This window comes from Lysinibacillus sp. A4, from assembly GCF_024919535.1.
Classification (GTDB): domain Bacteria; phylum Bacillota; class Bacilli; order Bacillales_A; family Planococcaceae; genus Lysinibacillus; species Lysinibacillus capsici.
The window spans coordinates 527,747-544,729 of record NZ_JANWTB010000001.1 but is presented as its reverse complement, the minus strand read 5'-3'; the positions used below and the strand labels follow the sequence as shown (position 1 = coordinate 544,729).

Here is a 16,983-nt window from a genome sequence, read left to right as displayed (position 1 = left end):
GTACATCTAGATTTAGGTGTACACCTTTTTAAGATCTAAATGAAAAAGCTTCCCATTTTACATTTTTCTTAGGTGCAGCCGATTTGAAATGCTTGATCATTTTTTCTGGTCCACATATATAAATACTAGTTTGTGGAGAAACGGATAACTCATCAACAGAGAGTCTATTGCGCTGTGTTGTATCAATAAATGTGACAGTAAAATGGTCATTTGCTTGTGCATAATCCTCTAAAAAATCTTTGTAGATGACATTGTCTTGCCCGTGAAAAGAATAATATAAGTCAATTTTCTTATCAGGCTGCGTGTGTAAATAGGCAAGAAATGGGGTGATGCCCATACCACCTGCAATCCATAGCTGCTGTGCATTCCCGTTGCCGAAGTCAAAATGACCATAGGGGCCATCTACAGCAACCTCTGTATGAACCTGAATAAGGTTGTAGACCTGTTTGGTATGATCTCCAATAGCTTTCATTGTAAGATTGATTTGTTGTCCACACCCTCCAGAAATAGAGAAGGGATGCGGTGCTTTTTCGATACCCTCTTGAAAGACTTTCAGAAAGAGAAATTGTCCTGGTCGATAATCCAGCTGTTTTGTAAGCTTCAACTTAATTTCCAATATCTCAGGAGTCAGCCTTTGAATGGATGAAATCTGACCTTTATAGGGAAAGAACATATCCTGATACATTGTCAGCATATAAAGGGCTGACATAAATCCAATCGTAGTTGTTAATGCTGTAAAAATCCCTAAAGCTGAGGGTTGTAATAAATCATAGTGGCTAGAAAAATAAGCATGATAAATACCCAGTGTATAGGGCACAAGTAATAATCGATGAAGCCAGCGCCAATGCTCGTACTTCAGGAATTTTGCAATAAAGGCAAGAATGATTAGGAAGATAAAGCCGTATTGAGCAAGCTCGCCAAGATCTTTTGCGAATTCGTTGAGTGGTGTTTGTTGTGTTAGCTCTTCATCAGGAATCATTTTTTGTAATTGCCCGTGAATAAGAATCAATACAAGTGAAAGGATTGCTAGTAATTTATGATAAAAATAGACATGCGCTAGACCACTAAACCAACGCTCCAACTTTTTTATTCTTGTAGCTAATAAGAATACAAGAAATAAACAAGTTATGGCTAAGCCTCCAATGACATGACTTAGTGTGTTTAACGGATGGATCGGTGCCATGGGTTTGCTAAAATACCAAAGCAAAGCACTACCACACAAAATGATGAAAATAAAAAGTATTCCTTTATAGGCTCTCATATTTAACCTCCATCCCTATGTTTATCCATAATTTAACTAGCTATACAATCAGATAGGAAAAAAGTTTCGAGCGTACGTTCGGAATGTACGTTCCCTTTTGTGTCGAATTATGTTACATTAAGAAGGAAAAATAAGAGAAAAGGAGTGGAAGTAATTTATGCAAGGGAATACCCATATCGTAGGGGGCATTACAGCAAGTCTTGCCTTTGCACAGTTTTCAAATGATAACCCACTTGTCTTAGTTGGTGCAGGGGTTATTGGTGCGTTACTTCCAGATATTTGTCATAGAGGTAGTAAAATAGGTCGAACATTTCCCCTCATCGCGAAGCTAGTAAATACAGTATTTGGACATCGTTCCTTTACACATAGTTTGTTGTTTTTAATAAGCATGATGGTGTTATTACATATGTTGATTCCTTATCGAGCGATATCTATTGGAATAATTATCGGGATGGCTAGTCATATCATACTTGATATGTGTACAAAAAAAGGGGTTAAACTATTTTTCCCTGCGACTGTCTCCATTCGTTTTCCGCTGACAACGAAAACTGGTAGCAAGGTAGAAGGTGTCGTACTGATGTTGTTATCGATGCTATCCATCTATTTGAGCTATGAATTAATTGTAAGATTTATTGATGCGATATAAATAAGATAAGCCCCAGTAATCGTTTACTGGGGCTTTTGATGTTAGTCTGCCTGTACCTCTTCAACAGTTTGCTCTACCTCGGCACGAGTCATTTTTTCTCGCCCTTCTTGCATTGCCTTTAGTGTTTTGTGGGCTAAGGCAAGTGGTAGGCGACAGAACAGCAGAATAGTACGTTTGTTGATATCCTTCATATATAAATCTGCTTTGGCTAAATTTTCTTCTGCATACGCAAATAAATCCTCGCGTGTCCATCCCTCTGGTACGAAACTTACACCACGTTCATCTAAATCCTCATGCTGATTACGTAAAATGTTGACAGCCTGCAATCCACGGCCATAGCCTATTGCTAGCTCGCGATCCGTTTGAACGCCTGCACCCCATGCCCAAAGCTCAGACAGCATCGTCCCTACAAGCCCAGCCACGTAGTATGTATAATCGTCTAAATCCTCACGTGTGCGGACCTGCCAATTCGCCTTTGCCCATTTTGCCATCCCAAAAGCCATTTCACTTGTGGAAGCCTGTACAATTTTTCTGGATTCCTCAGGGCAAAATGTCAGCCAATCTGCTAAACGAAGGGATACTTCAGGTAATAGCTCTGCATAAGGTGCAAGTAATGACTGATAGGCTTCGTTATTGAAATTGTCCTTTAGTAATTCACTCGTAGCTGACAGTAAATCAAATTTTACATCATTAGAAAGTTCTTCATGGTCTTCAATTTCATCAATGGCACGCATTGCTAAATAGGCTGCAGCTACTGATATCTTTAAATCATTTTTTAAAAATGTAATAGGTATATAAAACGTGCGGCTTGTATCTTTCAAAACCTGCATCGCTTCTTTGTAAAGTCTTTTTTGCTCGTTCACTTGTATTCCTCCGTTCAAATGGTTCCACATCTATAGTATATCGTATCGTAAAAATAGGGAAAGATAAAACAGATTGTTCATATTTAGAGAGATATTCTTTGAAAACGTTTACTAAAAGTGATATAGTTTAATAGTAAACTATTTAAACCTATACTTTCATTGTGGACGAAAGTATAAGTTAAACCACATTTCAGAAGAGAGGAAGTTTAGAAAAATGGGACGTTTAGATAATAAAATTGCGATGATTACTGGTGGCGCATCTGGTATGGGTGCAGCAATGGCGAAATTGTTTGCACAAGAGGGTGCTACGGTAATTGCAGCTGATATTAATGAAGATAACCTAGCAAAAATTTCGGAGCTTGATCATGTAGAGGGGATGAAATTAGATGTTTCCTCTGACGAAAACTGGGCAGAAGTGACGAAAGCCATTGTGGAGAAATATGGTCGCATTGATATTTTAATTAACAATGCTGGTATATCATCCGAAAAAGGACCAGATCAAATTACACAAGCGGATTGGTCAATCATGCATAATATCAATGCTTTTGGACCTTTCTTGGGCATTAAACATGTCTCTAACTATATGAAAGAAGCTGGAAAAGGCTCTATCGTTAATACATCCTCTTACACAGCGATTATTGGTGCAGGCTTTAATGCCTATACAGCTTCTAAAGGCTCTTTACGTGCGATTGCTCGTGCAGCGGCATCTGAGCTTGGTGCTTTCAATGTTCGTGTTAATACAGTATTCCCTGGTGTCATTGAAACACCAATGACTGCTAAATTATCAGAAGCAAAAGAAGCAATGGATATGTTAGTAAGAACAACACCAATGGGCCGCCTTGGTCAACCAGAAGAAGTAGCGAATGCTATTTTATTTTTAGCATCTGATGAAGCTTCTTACATTACAGGTGCTGAGCTTGTCATTGATGGTGGCTATTCAGCACGCTAATTAATCGTTTTAGGAAAGTGAAAGTGCCTGCTCAAGCAGTGCATTTTCACTTTTTTTTTGCATTTTTTTAAGGTGAAATAGTGGAACGTCCAATTTGGACACTCCCATCATTATTTCACGAGCCATCCCAAACGCCTTGCATTTTATTTAGGAATACAATTTTCCCAATATGATAGGCATCGTGCATAGTTAAACTCCTCCTTTCATGCACTAGTAAGCGTTCTCCTGGAATCTGCCTATATAAATCTTCGTTAAATTTCAAAAACAGCATTATACTTTAACAAAGCTTTATTTTTTTAGTAGAATGATGATAAAGCTTTAGATATGCAATAGAACATTCAGCTACCCAATAGAAAAAATTTGATATTTTCCATGATTTTTTCATGAAAGTTTACGAAGTTATTGCACAATCATTTCAACAGCGTTAAAGTTTAGAAAGGGCGAAAATGTCATTATACAATTTGGGGGATTGTACGGAGCGTTTTGCTTTTGTACAAACAAATTAATTGGTCAGGATTTTGGCACACAAAACTCCTTGCAAAATCCTTCGTACCAAAGAGGGCATGTACTTTAAAAGTTGCCTTAATCATCGCGTAAACTGCAAATATGACAAAGTTGCGTAATAAAAACAAAGGAGAATTGTATGCCAAAGGCTATAGGTATTGATGCAGGCGGCACATTGACAAAGGTTGCATATTTAGATCAACACAATGAACTTGTTTTAACAACCTTTCCGTCTAATGATTTACAGTCTGTAAAAAAATGGATTATTGATCATCCAGATATTGAGGATATTGGTGTTACGGGGGGACGTACAGAGCAATTACTTGATGTCATTAAAACAATGAAATCGATTCATTATATAGTGGAATTTGAAGCAACATTAAAGGGTGTCCGATTTTTATTAAATAAAGAAGGCTACTTTTTTGAGCGTAGCATGATTACCAATATTGGGACAGGCACTTCCATTCATTACATGGAGGGCAATACCCATATTCGCGTTGGCGGGACAGGCGTTGGTGGAGGGACATTAATTGGATTGTCAGCGCTTACAACAGGGATTACAGATTACAATGAGATACGAGAAATGGCTGACAATGGTCATCGAGAGAGCATTGATTTATTAGTTAAGGACATTTATCAGGGAATGGATACACCTATTGATGGTCATTTAACTGCAAGTAATTTTGGGAAAGTGGGCATTACACGGTCCATGAAACATCCAGCAGAGGATATTATAGCGACGGTTCAGGGTCTAGTAGGCGAAGTAATTACAACACTTAGCATTCAATATGCGGAGGAAAAAAAGGCACAGCATATTGTTTATATTGGATCAACTCTTAGTAATAATGCTCATCTTGCCCGTGTGATTGCAAATTATACACGCACAAAGAAGCACACACCTGTTTTTATTAACGATCATGGTTTTTCAGGTGCTGTTGGAGCATTGCTGAACATTACAGAATATACAATTGTCTAAGGATAATGAACATGACTAATGCACATTAGTCATGTTCATTTTTTTACAATTTGCGAAGAAACTGATCTACATAGTAACGCCTCTATTTGAACAAATTATGTACAGGAGGTGATGTTACGTGGGGAAACGTAATAATCGAAATAACAGTAAAACCATGAATATGCGAACACATAATCCTTTTGGGACATACAAAAGCAAGGATCTTGATCGAAGTAATAGCAATAATAACAATCCGAATGACAACTTAAATGAAGAATTCGCAGCAGAATTTGATGCGAAAGCTAAAAATAAAAACAATAAAACGAATCATGATAAAAACCAGCAGTCCAATAAAACGAAATAGTGGAGGTACAAATCATGGCAAAAAAGAGAAAAACAAGCTTTAAAAAGAAAAAGAAGGAAGATACACATAAAAAGAATGATCGTGAGGAGTACTCAGCAGAGTTTAACCAAGTCATTCATAATAATCCTCAACAACCAAAGCAATAAAGACAAGCTGCTCCAAAGCTTTTTGGAGCGCTTATTTTTTTAAAGGAGTGATTCGAGTGAGGAAGTTGTATTTATTTGGGGTTGTGCTTGTTTGTCTTACTGTGTTCATACAAACAGCAATGGTCGCAAATGCACAACAAGAAACACCCGCCTATGCCAAATGGGGACAACTGGCCATCAAAGAGGTAAAGGCAAAATATCCTTCAGCCAAAATTATCGATTATTTGCATGAGGGTAAAGAAGTACATGGGGCGTCAACAATCGAAAAGTTTAAGCTTTGGCTCAAGCAACCCGATAAGGAATTTGGTGTCTATGTAAGAATTAGTTATCAAAGTGCCACACAAAAGGTAGAAAAAATTGAATTACAAGAAAGCACGTCATGAAAAAAAGGATGCCCAGAAAAGGCATCCTCATTCATTTAACCTTCAAGCTTTTGAATAAATGCACGCATCAAGCCTGGTAAATCAGGCCATGCATGTCCACTTACTAAATTGCCATCTGTATGAAGATTGGCATCAATATAAGTAGCGCCAGCCACTTGCACCTCTGGCTTGCAAGCAATATAGGCTGTCAGCTCACGTCCTTTTAGCACTTCAGGAATCGTTGCGAAAATTTGTGCTGCGTGGCAAACGGCTGCAATCGGTTTATTCGTTTCAAAAAAGTGAGATACGAGTGGTGGTACATGCTCATTTAAACGAATGTATTCTGGCGCACGACCACCAGGAATAATCAATCCATCAAAATGGGTTGGATCAACATCAGCAAAAGAAGCATGTGCCTCTAAACCATAGGCAGGTCGCTCGATGTATGTATCGACGCCATCTACAAAATCGTGTAGTACAGTTTGTAATTTCTTAGCTGACGGTGCTGCGATTGTGACATCATAGCCTGCCTCAAGACAACGATAATAAGGATAAAAAATCTCTAAAGCCTCTACTGCATCTCCTGCAAGTATTAAAACTTTTTTCCCCATGATTCCATCTCCTTTACATTGAAAGTTTATTAACTTTTATTCGACACATGCAAAAAATTTCCTGCTGCTGGTCAAGCCATCTTGCCAAATTACTTCCTTTACAAAGAAAAAAATGAAGCGTATAGTATTTATTTAGCTAGGTAAATAATTTTAGGAGGTAGATAGTGATGAATCCAATTTTCCATGCTTTATTCCAAAAAAATCGCTATTTAACTAATTGCTTAAATGAAGTGCTGAAGCAGCATCATTTATATAGTTCTCAGTGGACCATTTTATATTGCTTACATAAAAATGGACCGATGACATTGACGCAAATTTGGAAATATTTAAATGTGGAAGCGCCAAGTATCACCAGGGCGATTACAAGGCTTGAGGCATTGGGCTGGGTACAACGATTAGATGGTGAGGATAAACGAGAAAAGATAGTGACTTTATCCACACAAGCAGAGGAGCGCCTACCAGCCATTACAGCGACTATTCGAGCGTTTGAGGAGGAAATGGTAGGTTCTTTAACTGCTGAAGAACAAGAGCAATTTCTGAAGCTATTGGAAAAAATGAAAGGTTGATGGACATGCAGCAAGAAGAGAATACACAAATATGGACGAAGCGTTTCATTAGTCTATTTTTAACGAATATCTCAGTTTTTTTTGTATTTTATGGACTTGTAACGACTTTGCCGCTTTATGCAATAGGGGAGCTACATCAGACAGATAAAGAGGCAGGGCTTCTGTTGTCTGGCTTTTTATTGTCAGCTATCATTGTACGCCCGTTTTCAGGAAAACTGTTGGATGTATTCGGGAAGAAAAAACTGTTAGTCCTCTCAATCATGGGCTATTTTATATGTACCGTCTTATATTTATTTATTCATCCATTCGGACTTTTACTTGGTCTACGTTTTATACAAGGGATTTTCTTTAGTATTATTACAACAGCTGCAGGATCTTTAGCAGCTGATATCGTTCCAGCTAAACGAAAAGGAGCAGGCCTTGGCTATTTCACGATGTCTACAAATCTAGCTGTCGTTATTGGTCCATTTATCGGACTATTATTAATACAATATAGTACCTTTAACGTATTGTTCATCGTTATGAGTATCTGTATTCTAGCAGGAGGAATTCTAGCGTTAACGGTCAATACTGATGATTTACCGAAACCTGCACATGAAGGAAAACTAACCTTTAAATTTGATGATTTGTTTGAGCGAAAAGCGTTACCTGTTGCTGCGATTGCTAGTTTAGTAGCCTTTTCGTATGCCAGTGTTTTATCCTTTTTATCGGTCTATGCACAGCAAAAGGATTTAATGGCTGTGGCCAGTCTTTTTTATGCGGTGTTTGCTGCATCCATGCTAATTACGCGTCCGTACACAGGTAAACTTTATGATACGAAGGGACCTCAATTTGTTATTATTCCCGGCATTATCTCCTTCGCCATCGGGCTCGTTATGCTTGCTTTTGTAGAGGGGCCCGTATTATTTTTGAGTGCTGCTATTTTTGTAGGCTTCGGCTATGGTGCTGTGACGACAAGCTTGCAAGCATTAGCCGTTCAATCCACAGCCATCCAGCGAAGTGGCTATGCTACAGCAACCTATTTTACGATGTTTGACCTTGGAATCGCACTAGGTTCCTATATTTTAGGAATGGTAGCCGTGCAGGCAGGCTATGCTTCAGTCTACCTGTCAGGTGCAGGCTTACTAGGAGTTGTCTTTATTATTTATCTATTACGACTTGCAAAGATGAAACCGAAAAAAGTAGTGAATATATAGTAAAACAGTTGGGTCTGTCCCAACTGTTTTTATGATTATAGGCAATCAGGTAGCGTGGCTGTTTTAGACCAAAATATGGTATAATAAGAGAGTAACTAGATAGAGGTTTCATGGGCGGTTGGCACAATATTAACCTATCTCATTCAACTTATGGAAGAGAAAGGAGTTGATGCCTTTGACTATTTTTGAAGCAATAATGGTTGCGATAAGTCTTTCAACACTTATTGTTTCTGTCCTTGCATTGTCATTTACTTTTACACAAAAAAAGTAAACCGCCCCTGCCTCGCCAGCATGTGAGATGGTTTACTTTTATCACTTTGCAAATCGCCTTTGAAGCGATTCGTCTTGTTACTAGGACCATTGGTGTTCCAGCACCAATGGTCTTATTTACTTATATACATCTTCACTAATGATTATAACATGGATAAACAGTTTTTTTCAAATAATTTAAATTTAATTGTCATGTACTACAATGATTTTTAGGAAACAAAATATATGGAGCCTAAATGGCTTGAGTTGGTAAAACAACTACAATCAATTGCATAGGCAGGACTAACTTATTCGAAGGATATTTATGACTTGGAAAGGTTTGAATCATTAAGAGAAATAAGCGTTGCTATTATAGCACACCATACAGAGAGCGATAAGACAGTTATACGTGATTTATTTGCTCATGAGACGGGTTATGCACCCCAAAATAGATATTCGGTCGATGGTTTTTAGGGACAATAAAATAGGAATGGTTAAAGAAAAAATGGATGGTGATGGTCATTACCAGGTGGCTGGGGCGACATCGGCCTTACACCTAGTGAAGTAGCCATCAAAGAAGTGAAAGAAGAATCAGGATTTGATGTAAAAGCAATCAAACTCATAAGTGTATTAGATAAGAAGTGCCACCCTCATCCACCATCTCTCTACCATGTCTATAAAATGTTTATCCAATGTGAAATCATTGAAGGACGGGCAGAAGAAGGCATGGAAACTAACGCTGTTGCGTTCTTTGCTGAAAATGAACGCCCTCTCTATCAATGGCTAGAAATACCGAATCACAAGTAAAATTAGCTTTTTGTCATTTAAATAATCTACATTTACCTAACTATTTTGATGGACATCTCAAGCTGAATAATATGAATTGTCTATTTGACGATTAAAGGAGAGCCGCTCAAACCAGCTCTCCATTTTTTATTGTATTCGTCGATTTTTTCGAATTTGTATTTGACATAAAGTGTGCATAAAGGAAAACACTAAGAAAATCTTAAGAATTGATGTCTGAGTTTGTTAAGATTTAATTAGTATTATATCCTTATACGAATCCTATAGGGGTGATTGACATAAACCTAAAGCGGTGGAGGAGTGAATGTAGTTGAACATTTTGATTTGTGATGATGATAAAGAAATTGTTAGGGCGATTAGCATTTATTTAGAAAATGAGGGCTATCAAGTATTCAAAGCTTACAATGGGATAGAGGCAATCGATCTTATTCGAGATCACATTATTCATCTTATTATTATGGACATTATGATGCCCAAAATGGATGGGATTACGGCGACGATGAAGATTCGGCAAGATAATATGATTCCATTAATTATGCTTTCTGCTAAATCAGAGGATTATGATAAAATACTGGGATTAAATATCGGAGCGGATGATTATATGGCCAAGCCGTTTAACCCATTAGAACTTGTGGCTAGAGTGAAATCGCAGCTCAGAAGGTATACGACCTTTGGAAGTCTTGAGAGGAGTAGTGCTGTATTTCAAACGGGTGGTCTTGTGATTGATGATGAACAGAAAATCATTACTGTTGATAAACAAGAGGTTCATTTGACACCAGTGCAATATAAAATCTTAAAGCTTCTGACAGCCAATGCTGGAAGAGTATTCACGATTGAAGAAATTTATGAAAAGGTATGGAATGTCAGGGCTATTAATCCTGAAAATACGGTTTCGGTTCATATTCGAAAGATTCGAGAAAAAATTGAAATTAATCCAAAAGAGCCGAAGTATTTAAAAGTTGTATGGGGAGTTGGGTATAAGGTTGAGAAAGTTGAGAAGTATTAGTCATGCACTTATTACGAAAGTAGTTGTGTTTCTAATTGCTGTCGCTTGTTTAACTGGTATAGCGAGAGTAATGTTTAACATGGAATTTAATGAGATTCATCTTAGTAGTATAAATCAAGATAACTATTTTGAAAGCCGAGCATTCGCTGATGAAAGTTACAGCATTATTGCTCCTTTAGCGCAATTAATTGGAAAATACAAAAGTGAAGAATATATTTTAAGTGGTAAGACACTAACAGGGGAGGATAGTAGAAGAATCGAAGAGGAATTATATTATGATTTCCGCAATTCTTACAGATATAATCCTAATTTGAGTGAAGAGGAAAATAAGCACATCTATCAAGAAAAATATGCAAAAGACATTGCTAGAACAAAAGAAGAAAGTATGACAGAACAGGTAAGAAATTTTTATCAATTACGTAGTACGCTCGAAGCCTATGAAGGAATTGTTTTTTATGCGAGTGACGGTGAACATAAGTTCTCCAATAGTGATCTCACAAAGAAAGAGCAATTTGAATCCTTTGATGCCTATATGTTATTTGAAGATTATCAACAAAAGCTTTACCCAAATGAAGTGAAAGAAAGTCAATACTTGGATTACTTTACACACGAAGTTAACATGTTGAACCCACAAACAGATGTTATTTATGTGGCCTTTAAAGATTCTTACCTACAGCAAAAAATATCGGAATGGGAAAAAGATAAAGCGGCTGCCCAAGGTTTTCTGAATGAATGGATAGTATTTCTAGCAGGGTTTATTTTAAGTTTTGTGTATTTAATCATAGTTATTGGAAGAACGCCATTGGATAAAGAAGAAATTCATTTCCATGTCATAGATAAACTTTATAATGACCTTAATATTGTGCTTATCGGTTGCTTAACAGCGATGTGGATCGCCATGATTGTTGAAGTCTTCCGTGATATGTACATGTTCTTCACCGTGCCTATATTTATCATTGGCTTACTATTGATTTTATCACTCGTAAAGCATATTAAAAACAGAACGTTATTTCAGCATACACTCCTCTATCAACTTTTCAAAAAGCTATTTATTTTGCTGAAACATGTTTTTGACAGTGGCAGTACAGGCGTCAAAATTGTGCTGCTAATTATTGGCTATCCATTAGTAGTGGCGGCTACGTTTTTTATGTTTCCTATTACGATGGGGATTGCTGCCTGGTTGGCAATGAGAAAGGTGAAGTCGTTTAACCGCATTAAAGAGGGCGTAGAGCAAATTAAAAATGGAGATCTTCATCATCGAATTGAAGTTGACGGAAAAGGGGAGTTTAATCAACTTGCAGAAAATATTAACCGTATTACTGATGGGTTAAAAAAGGCAGTGGATAGTGAAATCAAGAGTGAGCGTTTAAAAACAGAACTTATTACGAATGTTTCGCATGATATTAGAACGCCTTTAACGTCAATTATTACGTATGTTGATTTATTGAAATTAGAAAACGATCCTAAAATGATTGAAGAATATGTAGATGTGTTAGATCAAAAATCGAAAAGACTCAAGCTTTTAACGGATGATTTATTTGAAGCGGCTAAAGCATCAAGTGGTAGTATACCTGTTCAGTTAGAACGGATTGATATCGTCTCATTACTAACGCAAGGAATTGGAGAAATGGATGAAAAAATTGAAGCCTCGTCATTAGATTTTAAGTTAGCCCATCCAACAGAAAAAGTGTATGTGAAGGCTGATGGTAAACTCCTATGGCGTTCCATCGAAAACTTATTCTCGAATATTTTTAAATACGCACTGCCTACATCAAGGGTATATATTGGTGTTGAAGATGTAGGGAATGAAATACTTGTGACATTTAAAAATATTTCAGCATATGAATTAAATATTTCAGTTGATGAGTTAATGGAACGCTTTAAACGAGGTGACGAATCAAGATCAAGTCAAGGTAGCGGATTAGGGTTGTCGATTGCTGAAAGCCTTATTCACATCCAGAATGGCAAATTCTTAGTTCAAGTAGATGGTGATTTATTTAAGGTCATGATTTATCTACCTAAATTTCCAAATGAATAATGTAATAAAGGAATAGGATACATGCGAGTCCTATTCCTTTTGTGTACGTAAAGAAGATAAAAAAAGAGAGCGGCATAAGCCAACTCTCCCTTAACTTAGTTAAAATTCTTTTGTAAAAATGCCTTTGTACGGTCGTTTTGAGGGTTTGTAAAGAAGTTGTCTGGATGATCGGATTCGATAATTTGACCACCATCCATAAAGACTACCTTATTTGCTACCTCTCGTGCAAAGCCCATTTCGTGTGTTACCACAATCATCGTCATCTGATCCTCTGCTAGGCTTTTCATAACCTTTAATACTTCGCCTGTCAGCTCAGGATCTAAGGCAGAGGTAGGCTCATCAAATAATAAAATTTGAGGATTCATCATAAGGGCACGTGCAATTGCTACCCGCTGTTTTTGACCACCAGAAAGATTGGCTGGATAAGCCTTGGCCTTGTCGGCAAGACCAATTTTTTGTAGTAAATCTTGACAGCGTTTTGTAATGGCTTCTGTCGATTCTGTTTTTAATAAGCTCGGTGCCATTTCAAGGTTTTGCTGAACGGTTAAATGGGGGAACAGGTTAAAGTGTTGAAAGACCATCCCCATTTTAGCTGTGATTGCTTTGATGTCTTGTGGCTTTGTATATCGACCATCTTGCACTAAATAATCGCCATCTACTACAATACTGCCACCATCGATTTCTTCTAAATGTATTAAGCTTCGAAGCATTGTACTTTTCCCAGATCCAGAGGGACCGATAACTGCAATGACATCATTCTTCTCTACTGAAAATGTAATTTGTTTCAGAACCTCCACCTGATCGAAAGATTTCTTCAAATTTGTTACTTCCATTAATGCCATATGTGTCACCTCTATTCGAATTTAAAGCGTTTTTCTAGCCATTTAAAGAACACCGTCAAGACAAGGGTCATGACTAAGTAAATTGCACCAGCAATAAAGAACGGTGTAATTGTGAAGTCCCGATTGACAGCCGTTTGCGCAAAATGTAGTAATTCGGGAACAGCAACTGCATAAAGTAGGGCTGTATCCTTAATTAGTGTAACGGATTCATTTGATAATGCGGGTAAGGCGACACGAAACATTTGTGGCAAAATAACACGTGTCGTCGTTTGCCATTTGGATAAGCCGAGTACCTGGGCTGCCTCATATTGTCCTTTATCGATGGCAAGAAGACCACCACGGAATATTTCTGCAAAGTAGGCAGCATAATTTAAAATAAAGCCAAGACAAGCGGCCACAAAACGATCCAATACTAAATATTCACCGATTACTGGCAGCATAGGTAAACCAAAGCAAATTAATAATAATTGTAGTAATAGTGGTGTACCACGCATGATATAAATATACGTATGTGCAAGCCAAGCGAGTGGTTTTATCCGACTTTTTACGGCGAGTGTTAGTAAAAAGCCAAATGGAATCGATACCAGAATGGCAATGAAGAACAGTAAAACTGTCATTTTTGCCCCTTCTAGCATCGGTAATATCATAGTTTGCCAGTAATCCGCCATAACGATGTCCCTCCAAAAAGAGTAAGAGTTCCGCTAAGGAAACTCTTACAGTTGATGTATCCTGTCATTATTTTAATACTTTATCTTCACCGAACCATTTTGTTGAAATGTCAGCCGCAGTACGGTCTTCATTCATTTTGTCTAATGCGGCTTGTAGTTTTTCTAATAAGGCTTCATTTCCTGGTTTCACACCAATACCGTATTGCTCAGGTGCGAGTGATTCCTCTAATAATTTGAATGTGTCAGGCTCTTGTGTCATGTAATATTCTGCAACTACAGCATCAATTACCACAGCATCAACACGGCCTGTTTTTAAGTCTGATAATGCTAAAACATTATCCGCAAATTCTGTAATTTTTTTCACTTCTTTGTGAATTGGGTTACCGTTTAATGCATCTGCTGCAGAAGAAAGGGATTGAATACCTACTTCTTGTCCAGCTAAATCACTTAGCTTCGTAATCTTTGAATCTGCCTTTGTTATCACAACTTGAGAGTTTTCGAGATAAGGCTTTGTAAATAAAACCTTTTCCTTACGTTCATCTGTAATGGTATAACCGTTCCATATTAAATCAATACGTCCACTTAATAATTCAGCCTCTTTTGTTTTCCAATCGATTGGCTGGAATTCTGCTTCAACGCCCATATGCTCTGCTGCAGCGCGAGCTAAATCAATATCGAATCCAACGATGTCGTTTTTATCATCGCGGAAGCCCATTGGTGCAAATTTATCGTCAATTCCGATAATAATTTTTTCTTGATCTGCTGCTGTTTCGTCTTTTTCTGCTGTCTTTTCTTTTGAAGTCCCGCATGCTGCTAAAACGATGACAGCTGTCAGCATCATAAATAAAGTCAATACACGTTTCATTTTAGTTTCCCCCTATAATCTAACGCTTTCGTTTGCTAAACTACTAATGTGTTAAAGGATAACATCGTACTCTAGCAATGTCAATATCGTTTTGGATTAATCAGAAAATGAGCGGCGTTTTCTAGCATTTTTTTGAATATCATAAAATTATGAAATTGGGGGATAGTAAGTAACTAAAGAATAGGGAAAAGAAAAAGGGACTGCTCCTATAGAACAGTCCTGTGAAATGAGGCTAACTATTTTTGCTTTGGATTGCTTTTCGTGCCAAGGCATCGGCCGCTTTGTTTTGTGAGTCGGGCACCCATTTGATAAAGAATAAATCAAAGCTAGTAGCAAGCGCTAAAGCTTTTTCTAAATAAGGTTTAAATTCCTCATTTTTCACATATTCTTTTTCCATAGAAGCAACAACGATTTTGGAATCTGAACGCACCGAGACAAGAGGGGAGCCTAGCTTTTGTGCTTCTTCAAGACCACGAACCAATGCCGAAAATTCAGCAATATGGTTGTTTGTTTCCCCAATATACTCGCTAATTTGGATCTGGTGACCTTCACCTTTAATAAATATTCCTATACCACTTGGCCCAGGATTTCCTGCACTGGCAGCATCTATATAAACCTCTAACATATCATCCCTACTTTGTGATTTGACTTCTCTATAATTGTACAACAAGGCTATGGGCAAAGCATCCTTGTGGGGCAAATCGTGTTTGAAAAAAATACGTAGGAAGTAAACAAAATAGTTGCTTGTTGAAATTGAACGCTTCATAATAGTAGGAAGTGAATTTTGGACGTGAAAGGAGCGAGAGTTCAACATGGATAAAGTGACGGTTATGAAGGATATTGATGAACTGCATGATACGTATTGTTCGGATTGCTTAGTGATTAAGCAATTACGTAAAGAACGTGGTAAACCAGGGGCTCATCGTTTCTGCATTGAAGCCTGTTCAGTTGGAGAAAAGCTACAGTTCCTAGGGGAAGAACTTTTAAAAGTTTATAGCAAATAAACACATGAGAAAAAGCTACATGTATTAGCAAAACGCTAGTACATGTAGCTTCTTTAATTGCCAAGATTATTTCGTTTCAGCATAGCTGCTTAGATCTTGATAATACTTTGTAAGAGAGGAAGCCGAAATATCAAATGTCGCAGCGATTTCTTTTACCGTCATAGAAAGGGACTCAAACAGCTCCTTTTCCTGACCGTAACGAATAGCACCAGCTGCAATGGCCGCTTCTTTACGCGCAGTCGGTTGACCTTCAATTAAATAGTCTTCTAAAAGCTCAAGCATCGGTGCTGTTTCACGCTCATTTTGCTCTAGGAAGTCTTTTACTTGTGTCAGGACATTGCTCTCAAAGTTTGAGAATTCCTCACCTTTATAGCCATTTGATACTAATAACTCCCAAAATGCTAGGTGCTCTTCTTTTAAGAAGGAGCCAACCTTCTTCTCTGAAGCCTCAAAGCGCTTCTTAAATTCTTCAAAGACCTTCGCATGATCCTCTGGGAAGAAAATCAGTGTAGACACAGCTAAATAATGAGCCGATTTCTTTGTGCCATCTGGTAAAATGAAGGCAAATACATGCATACCTTCAGGAATCGGTTTGTTATTTTCACGTCGAATATAAAGCTCATCATTTGTAAGTATATGATTAGCCTTGAAATATTTTTCCTCAACAACAGACACCGTACCAATAAATAAAGTAGGCTGAGACCAATCTTCAAGTACTTTGACTGTAGAAGGTCTTACCGCTTTTTTCTTCGTTTTCTTCAAATAATTTTTCCAAATAGATGGCTCTTGATGGAAGAAAAAGTCGTCTAAAGCGATGGCTTCAATAAGCTCTCGCTGTAAAACGCTCTCTAATTTAGGCTGCCATGTGCCCACATGCTCAATATAGGCACGAACATCTTTACGTTCTGGATATTCTAAGTAAAATGTTTGTAGCACACGCTCTAATTCTTCGATTTGTACTGCTTCCACTGTTACTTGTTGTTTGCCTTCACAACATTTTTTATATTTTTTGCCGCTACCGCATGGGCATGGATCATTACGTTTTACCATAATTAGAACACTTCCTTTAATCATTGTTAATCGT

19 protein-coding genes and 1 pseudogene are annotated in these 16,983 nt (G+C 37.6%); 12 read left to right on the top strand and 8 right to left on the bottom strand.

Translation table 11 applies throughout. From position 1 onward, the window contains the following. Window positions 1-28: 28 nt before the first annotated feature. Entirely contained in the window at window positions 29-1,261 is a 1,233-nt protein-coding gene (locus NY607_RS03135; protein WP_259419137.1) for a ferredoxin reductase family protein, read from the bottom strand. 157 nt (window positions 1,262-1,418) lie between these two features. On the opposite strand from NY607_RS03135, the gene NY607_RS03130 reads away from it, so the two are divergent. Beyond that, a complete protein-coding gene (locus NY607_RS03130; RefSeq protein ID WP_131519757.1) occupies window positions 1,419-1,907 on the top strand; it encodes a metal-dependent hydrolase in 489 nt (162 codons plus the stop codon). 41 nt (window positions 1,908-1,948) lie between these two features. Here the strand turns inward: NY607_RS03130 and NY607_RS03125 are convergent, their stop codons facing one another. Beyond that, window positions 1,949-2,770, bottom strand: coding sequence for a squalene/phytoene synthase family protein (locus NY607_RS03125; protein ID WP_082148098.1), 822 nt, complete (start codon window positions 2,768-2,770; stop codon window positions 1,949-1,951). Window positions 2,771-2,984: 214 nt separating this feature from the next. Here NY607_RS03125 and NY607_RS03120 point away from each other — a divergent pair, with 214 nt between their 5' ends. The 5 genes from NY607_RS03120 to NY607_RS03100 all read left to right on the top strand — a co-directional run bounded on the left by NY607_RS03120 (window position 2,985) and on the right by NY607_RS03100 (window position 6,071). Continuing rightward, a complete protein-coding gene (locus NY607_RS03120; protein WP_131519758.1) occupies window positions 2,985-3,719 on the top strand; it encodes an SDR family NAD(P)-dependent oxidoreductase in 735 nt (244 codons plus the stop codon). A 643-nt stretch (window positions 3,720-4,362) separates the two neighbouring features. Next, a complete protein-coding gene (coaW, locus tag NY607_RS03115; protein WP_131519759.1) occupies window positions 4,363-5,199 on the top strand; it encodes a type II pantothenate kinase in 837 nt (278 codons plus the stop codon). Between the two features lie 118 nt (window positions 5,200-5,317). Continuing rightward, window positions 5,318-5,542 (top strand): hypothetical protein, encoded by a 225-nt coding sequence (locus NY607_RS03110; protein ID WP_004269369.1) that lies wholly within the window; start codon window positions 5,318-5,320, stop codon window positions 5,540-5,542. A 14-nt stretch (window positions 5,543-5,556) separates the two neighbouring features. Beyond that, a complete protein-coding gene (locus NY607_RS03105; protein ID WP_004269370.1) occupies window positions 5,557-5,688 on the top strand; it encodes a hypothetical protein in 132 nt (43 codons plus the stop codon). A 56-nt stretch (window positions 5,689-5,744) separates the two neighbouring features. Further along, complete coding sequence (locus NY607_RS03100) at window positions 5,745-6,071, top strand: DUF3889 domain-containing protein (protein WP_131519761.1); 327 nt, start codon at window positions 5,745-5,747, stop codon at window positions 6,069-6,071. 35 nt (window positions 6,072-6,106) lie between these two features. On the opposite strand, the gene NY607_RS03095 is transcribed toward NY607_RS03100, so the two are convergent. Continuing rightward, window positions 6,107-6,661, bottom strand: a complete 555-nt coding sequence (locus NY607_RS03095) for a DJ-1/PfpI family protein (protein WP_131519762.1) — start codon at window positions 6,659-6,661, stop codon at window positions 6,107-6,109. A gap of 167 nt (window positions 6,662-6,828) precedes the next feature. On the opposite strand from NY607_RS03095, the gene NY607_RS03090 reads away from it, so the two are divergent. The 5 genes and pseudogenes from NY607_RS03090 to NY607_RS03070 all read left to right on the top strand — a co-directional run bounded on the left by NY607_RS03090 (window position 6,829) and on the right by NY607_RS03070 (window position 12,520). Further along, entirely contained in the window at window positions 6,829-7,227 is a 399-nt protein-coding gene (locus NY607_RS03090; RefSeq protein WP_004269373.1) for a MarR family winged helix-turn-helix transcriptional regulator, read from the top strand. 5 nt (window positions 7,228-7,232) lie between these two features. Further along, window positions 7,233-8,423: an MFS transporter gene (locus tag NY607_RS03085; RefSeq protein ID WP_396631590.1), complete on the top strand. Its 1,191-nt coding sequence runs from the start codon at window positions 7,233-7,235 to the stop codon at window positions 8,421-8,423. A gap of 495 nt (window positions 8,424-8,918) precedes the next feature. Beyond that, window positions 8,919-9,574: pseudogene (locus NY607_RS03080) on the top strand (NUDIX hydrolase). 212 nt (window positions 9,575-9,786) lie between these two features. Beyond that, on the top strand, window positions 9,787-10,482 hold the full coding sequence (locus NY607_RS03075) for a response regulator transcription factor (RefSeq protein ID WP_048390068.1): 696 nt from the start codon (window positions 9,787-9,789) through the stop codon (window positions 10,480-10,482). After that, the gene (locus NY607_RS03070; RefSeq protein ID WP_131519764.1) at window positions 10,460-12,520 is read left to right on the top strand and encodes a HAMP domain-containing sensor histidine kinase; all 2,061 of its coding nucleotides are present in this window, start codon (window positions 10,460-10,462) and stop codon (window positions 12,518-12,520) included. The genes NY607_RS03075 and NY607_RS03070 overlap by 23 nt, the downstream gene beginning before the upstream one ends. A gap of 95 nt (window positions 12,521-12,615) precedes the next feature. Here NY607_RS03070 and NY607_RS03065 read toward each other — a convergent pair whose 3' ends face one another. The 4 genes from NY607_RS03065 to NY607_RS03050 all read right to left on the bottom strand — a co-directional run bounded on the left by NY607_RS03065 (window position 12,616) and on the right by NY607_RS03050 (window position 15,520). Continuing rightward, complete coding sequence (locus NY607_RS03065; RefSeq protein WP_048390072.1) at window positions 12,616-13,362, bottom strand: amino acid ABC transporter ATP-binding protein; 747 nt, start codon at window positions 13,360-13,362, stop codon at window positions 12,616-12,618. An 11-nt stretch (window positions 13,363-13,373) separates the two neighbouring features. Further along, entirely contained in the window at window positions 13,374-14,030 is a 657-nt protein-coding gene (locus NY607_RS03060) for an amino acid ABC transporter permease (protein ID WP_004269380.1), read from the bottom strand. 67 nt (window positions 14,031-14,097) lie between these two features. Next, a complete protein-coding gene (locus NY607_RS03055) occupies window positions 14,098-14,895 on the bottom strand; it encodes an amino acid ABC transporter substrate-binding protein (protein WP_259419135.1) in 798 nt (265 codons plus the stop codon). Between the two features lie 232 nt (window positions 14,896-15,127). Beyond that, on the bottom strand, window positions 15,128-15,520 hold the full coding sequence (locus NY607_RS03050) for a ribonuclease HI family protein (protein ID WP_131519766.1): 393 nt from the start codon (window positions 15,518-15,520) through the stop codon (window positions 15,128-15,130). Window positions 15,521-15,707: 187 nt separating this feature from the next. Here NY607_RS03050 and NY607_RS03045 point away from each other — a divergent pair, with 187 nt between their 5' ends. Beyond that, window positions 15,708-15,899: a zinc-finger domain-containing protein gene (locus NY607_RS03045; RefSeq protein WP_004269383.1), complete on the top strand. Its 192-nt coding sequence runs from the start codon at window positions 15,708-15,710 to the stop codon at window positions 15,897-15,899. Window positions 15,900-15,965: 66 nt separating this feature from the next. Here NY607_RS03045 and NY607_RS03040 read toward each other — a convergent pair whose 3' ends face one another. Further along, window positions 15,966-16,949 (bottom strand): SEC-C domain-containing protein, encoded by a 984-nt coding sequence (locus NY607_RS03040; RefSeq protein WP_004269384.1) that lies wholly within the window; start codon window positions 16,947-16,949, stop codon window positions 15,966-15,968. Window positions 16,950-16,983: the final 34 nt, after the last annotated feature.

What these genes read in the sequence shown, in the direction of transcription:
- coaW (WP_131519759.1), top strand. Translation starts at nt 4,363, where the DNA reads ATGCCAAAGGCTATAGGTATTGATGCAGGCGGCACATTGACAAAGGTT.
- NY607_RS03055 (WP_259419135.1), bottom strand. Translation starts at nt 14,895, where the DNA reads ATGAAACGTGTATTGACTTTATTTATGATGCTGACAGCTGTCATCGTT.
- NY607_RS03060 (WP_004269380.1), bottom strand. Translation starts at nt 14,030, where the DNA reads ATGGCGGATTACTGGCAAACTATGATATTACCGATGCTAGAAGGGGCA.
- NY607_RS03040 (WP_004269384.1), bottom strand. Translation starts at nt 16,949, where the DNA reads ATGGTAAAACGTAATGATCCATGCCCATGCGGTAGCGGCAAAAAATAT.
- NY607_RS03135 (WP_259419137.1), bottom strand. Translation starts at nt 1,261, where the DNA reads ATGAGAGCCTATAAAGGAATACTTTTTATTTTCATCATTTTGTGTGGT.
- NY607_RS03065 (WP_048390072.1), bottom strand. Translation starts at nt 13,362, where the DNA reads ATGGCATTAATGGAAGTAACAAATTTGAAGAAATCTTTCGATCAGGTG.
- NY607_RS03090 (WP_004269373.1), top strand. Translation starts at nt 6,829, where the DNA reads ATGAATCCAATTTTCCATGCTTTATTCCAAAAAAATCGCTATTTAACT.
- NY607_RS03105 (WP_004269370.1), top strand. Translation starts at nt 5,557, where the DNA reads ATGGCAAAAAAGAGAAAAACAAGCTTTAAAAAGAAAAAGAAGGAAGAT.
- NY607_RS03085 (WP_396631590.1), top strand. Translation starts at nt 7,233, where the DNA reads ATGCAGCAAGAAGAGAATACACAAATATGGACGAAGCGTTTCATTAGT.
- NY607_RS03120 (WP_131519758.1), top strand. Translation starts at nt 2,985, where the DNA reads ATGGGACGTTTAGATAATAAAATTGCGATGATTACTGGTGGCGCATCT.
- NY607_RS03095 (WP_131519762.1), bottom strand. Translation starts at nt 6,661, where the DNA reads ATGGGGAAAAAAGTTTTAATACTTGCAGGAGATGCAGTAGAGGCTTTA.
- NY607_RS03050 (WP_131519766.1), bottom strand. Translation starts at nt 15,520, where the DNA reads ATGTTAGAGGTTTATATAGATGCTGCCAGTGCAGGAAATCCTGGGCCA.
- NY607_RS03130 (WP_131519757.1), top strand. Translation starts at nt 1,419, where the DNA reads ATGCAAGGGAATACCCATATCGTAGGGGGCATTACAGCAAGTCTTGCC.
- NY607_RS03045 (WP_004269383.1), top strand. Translation starts at nt 15,708, where the DNA reads ATGGATAAAGTGACGGTTATGAAGGATATTGATGAACTGCATGATACG.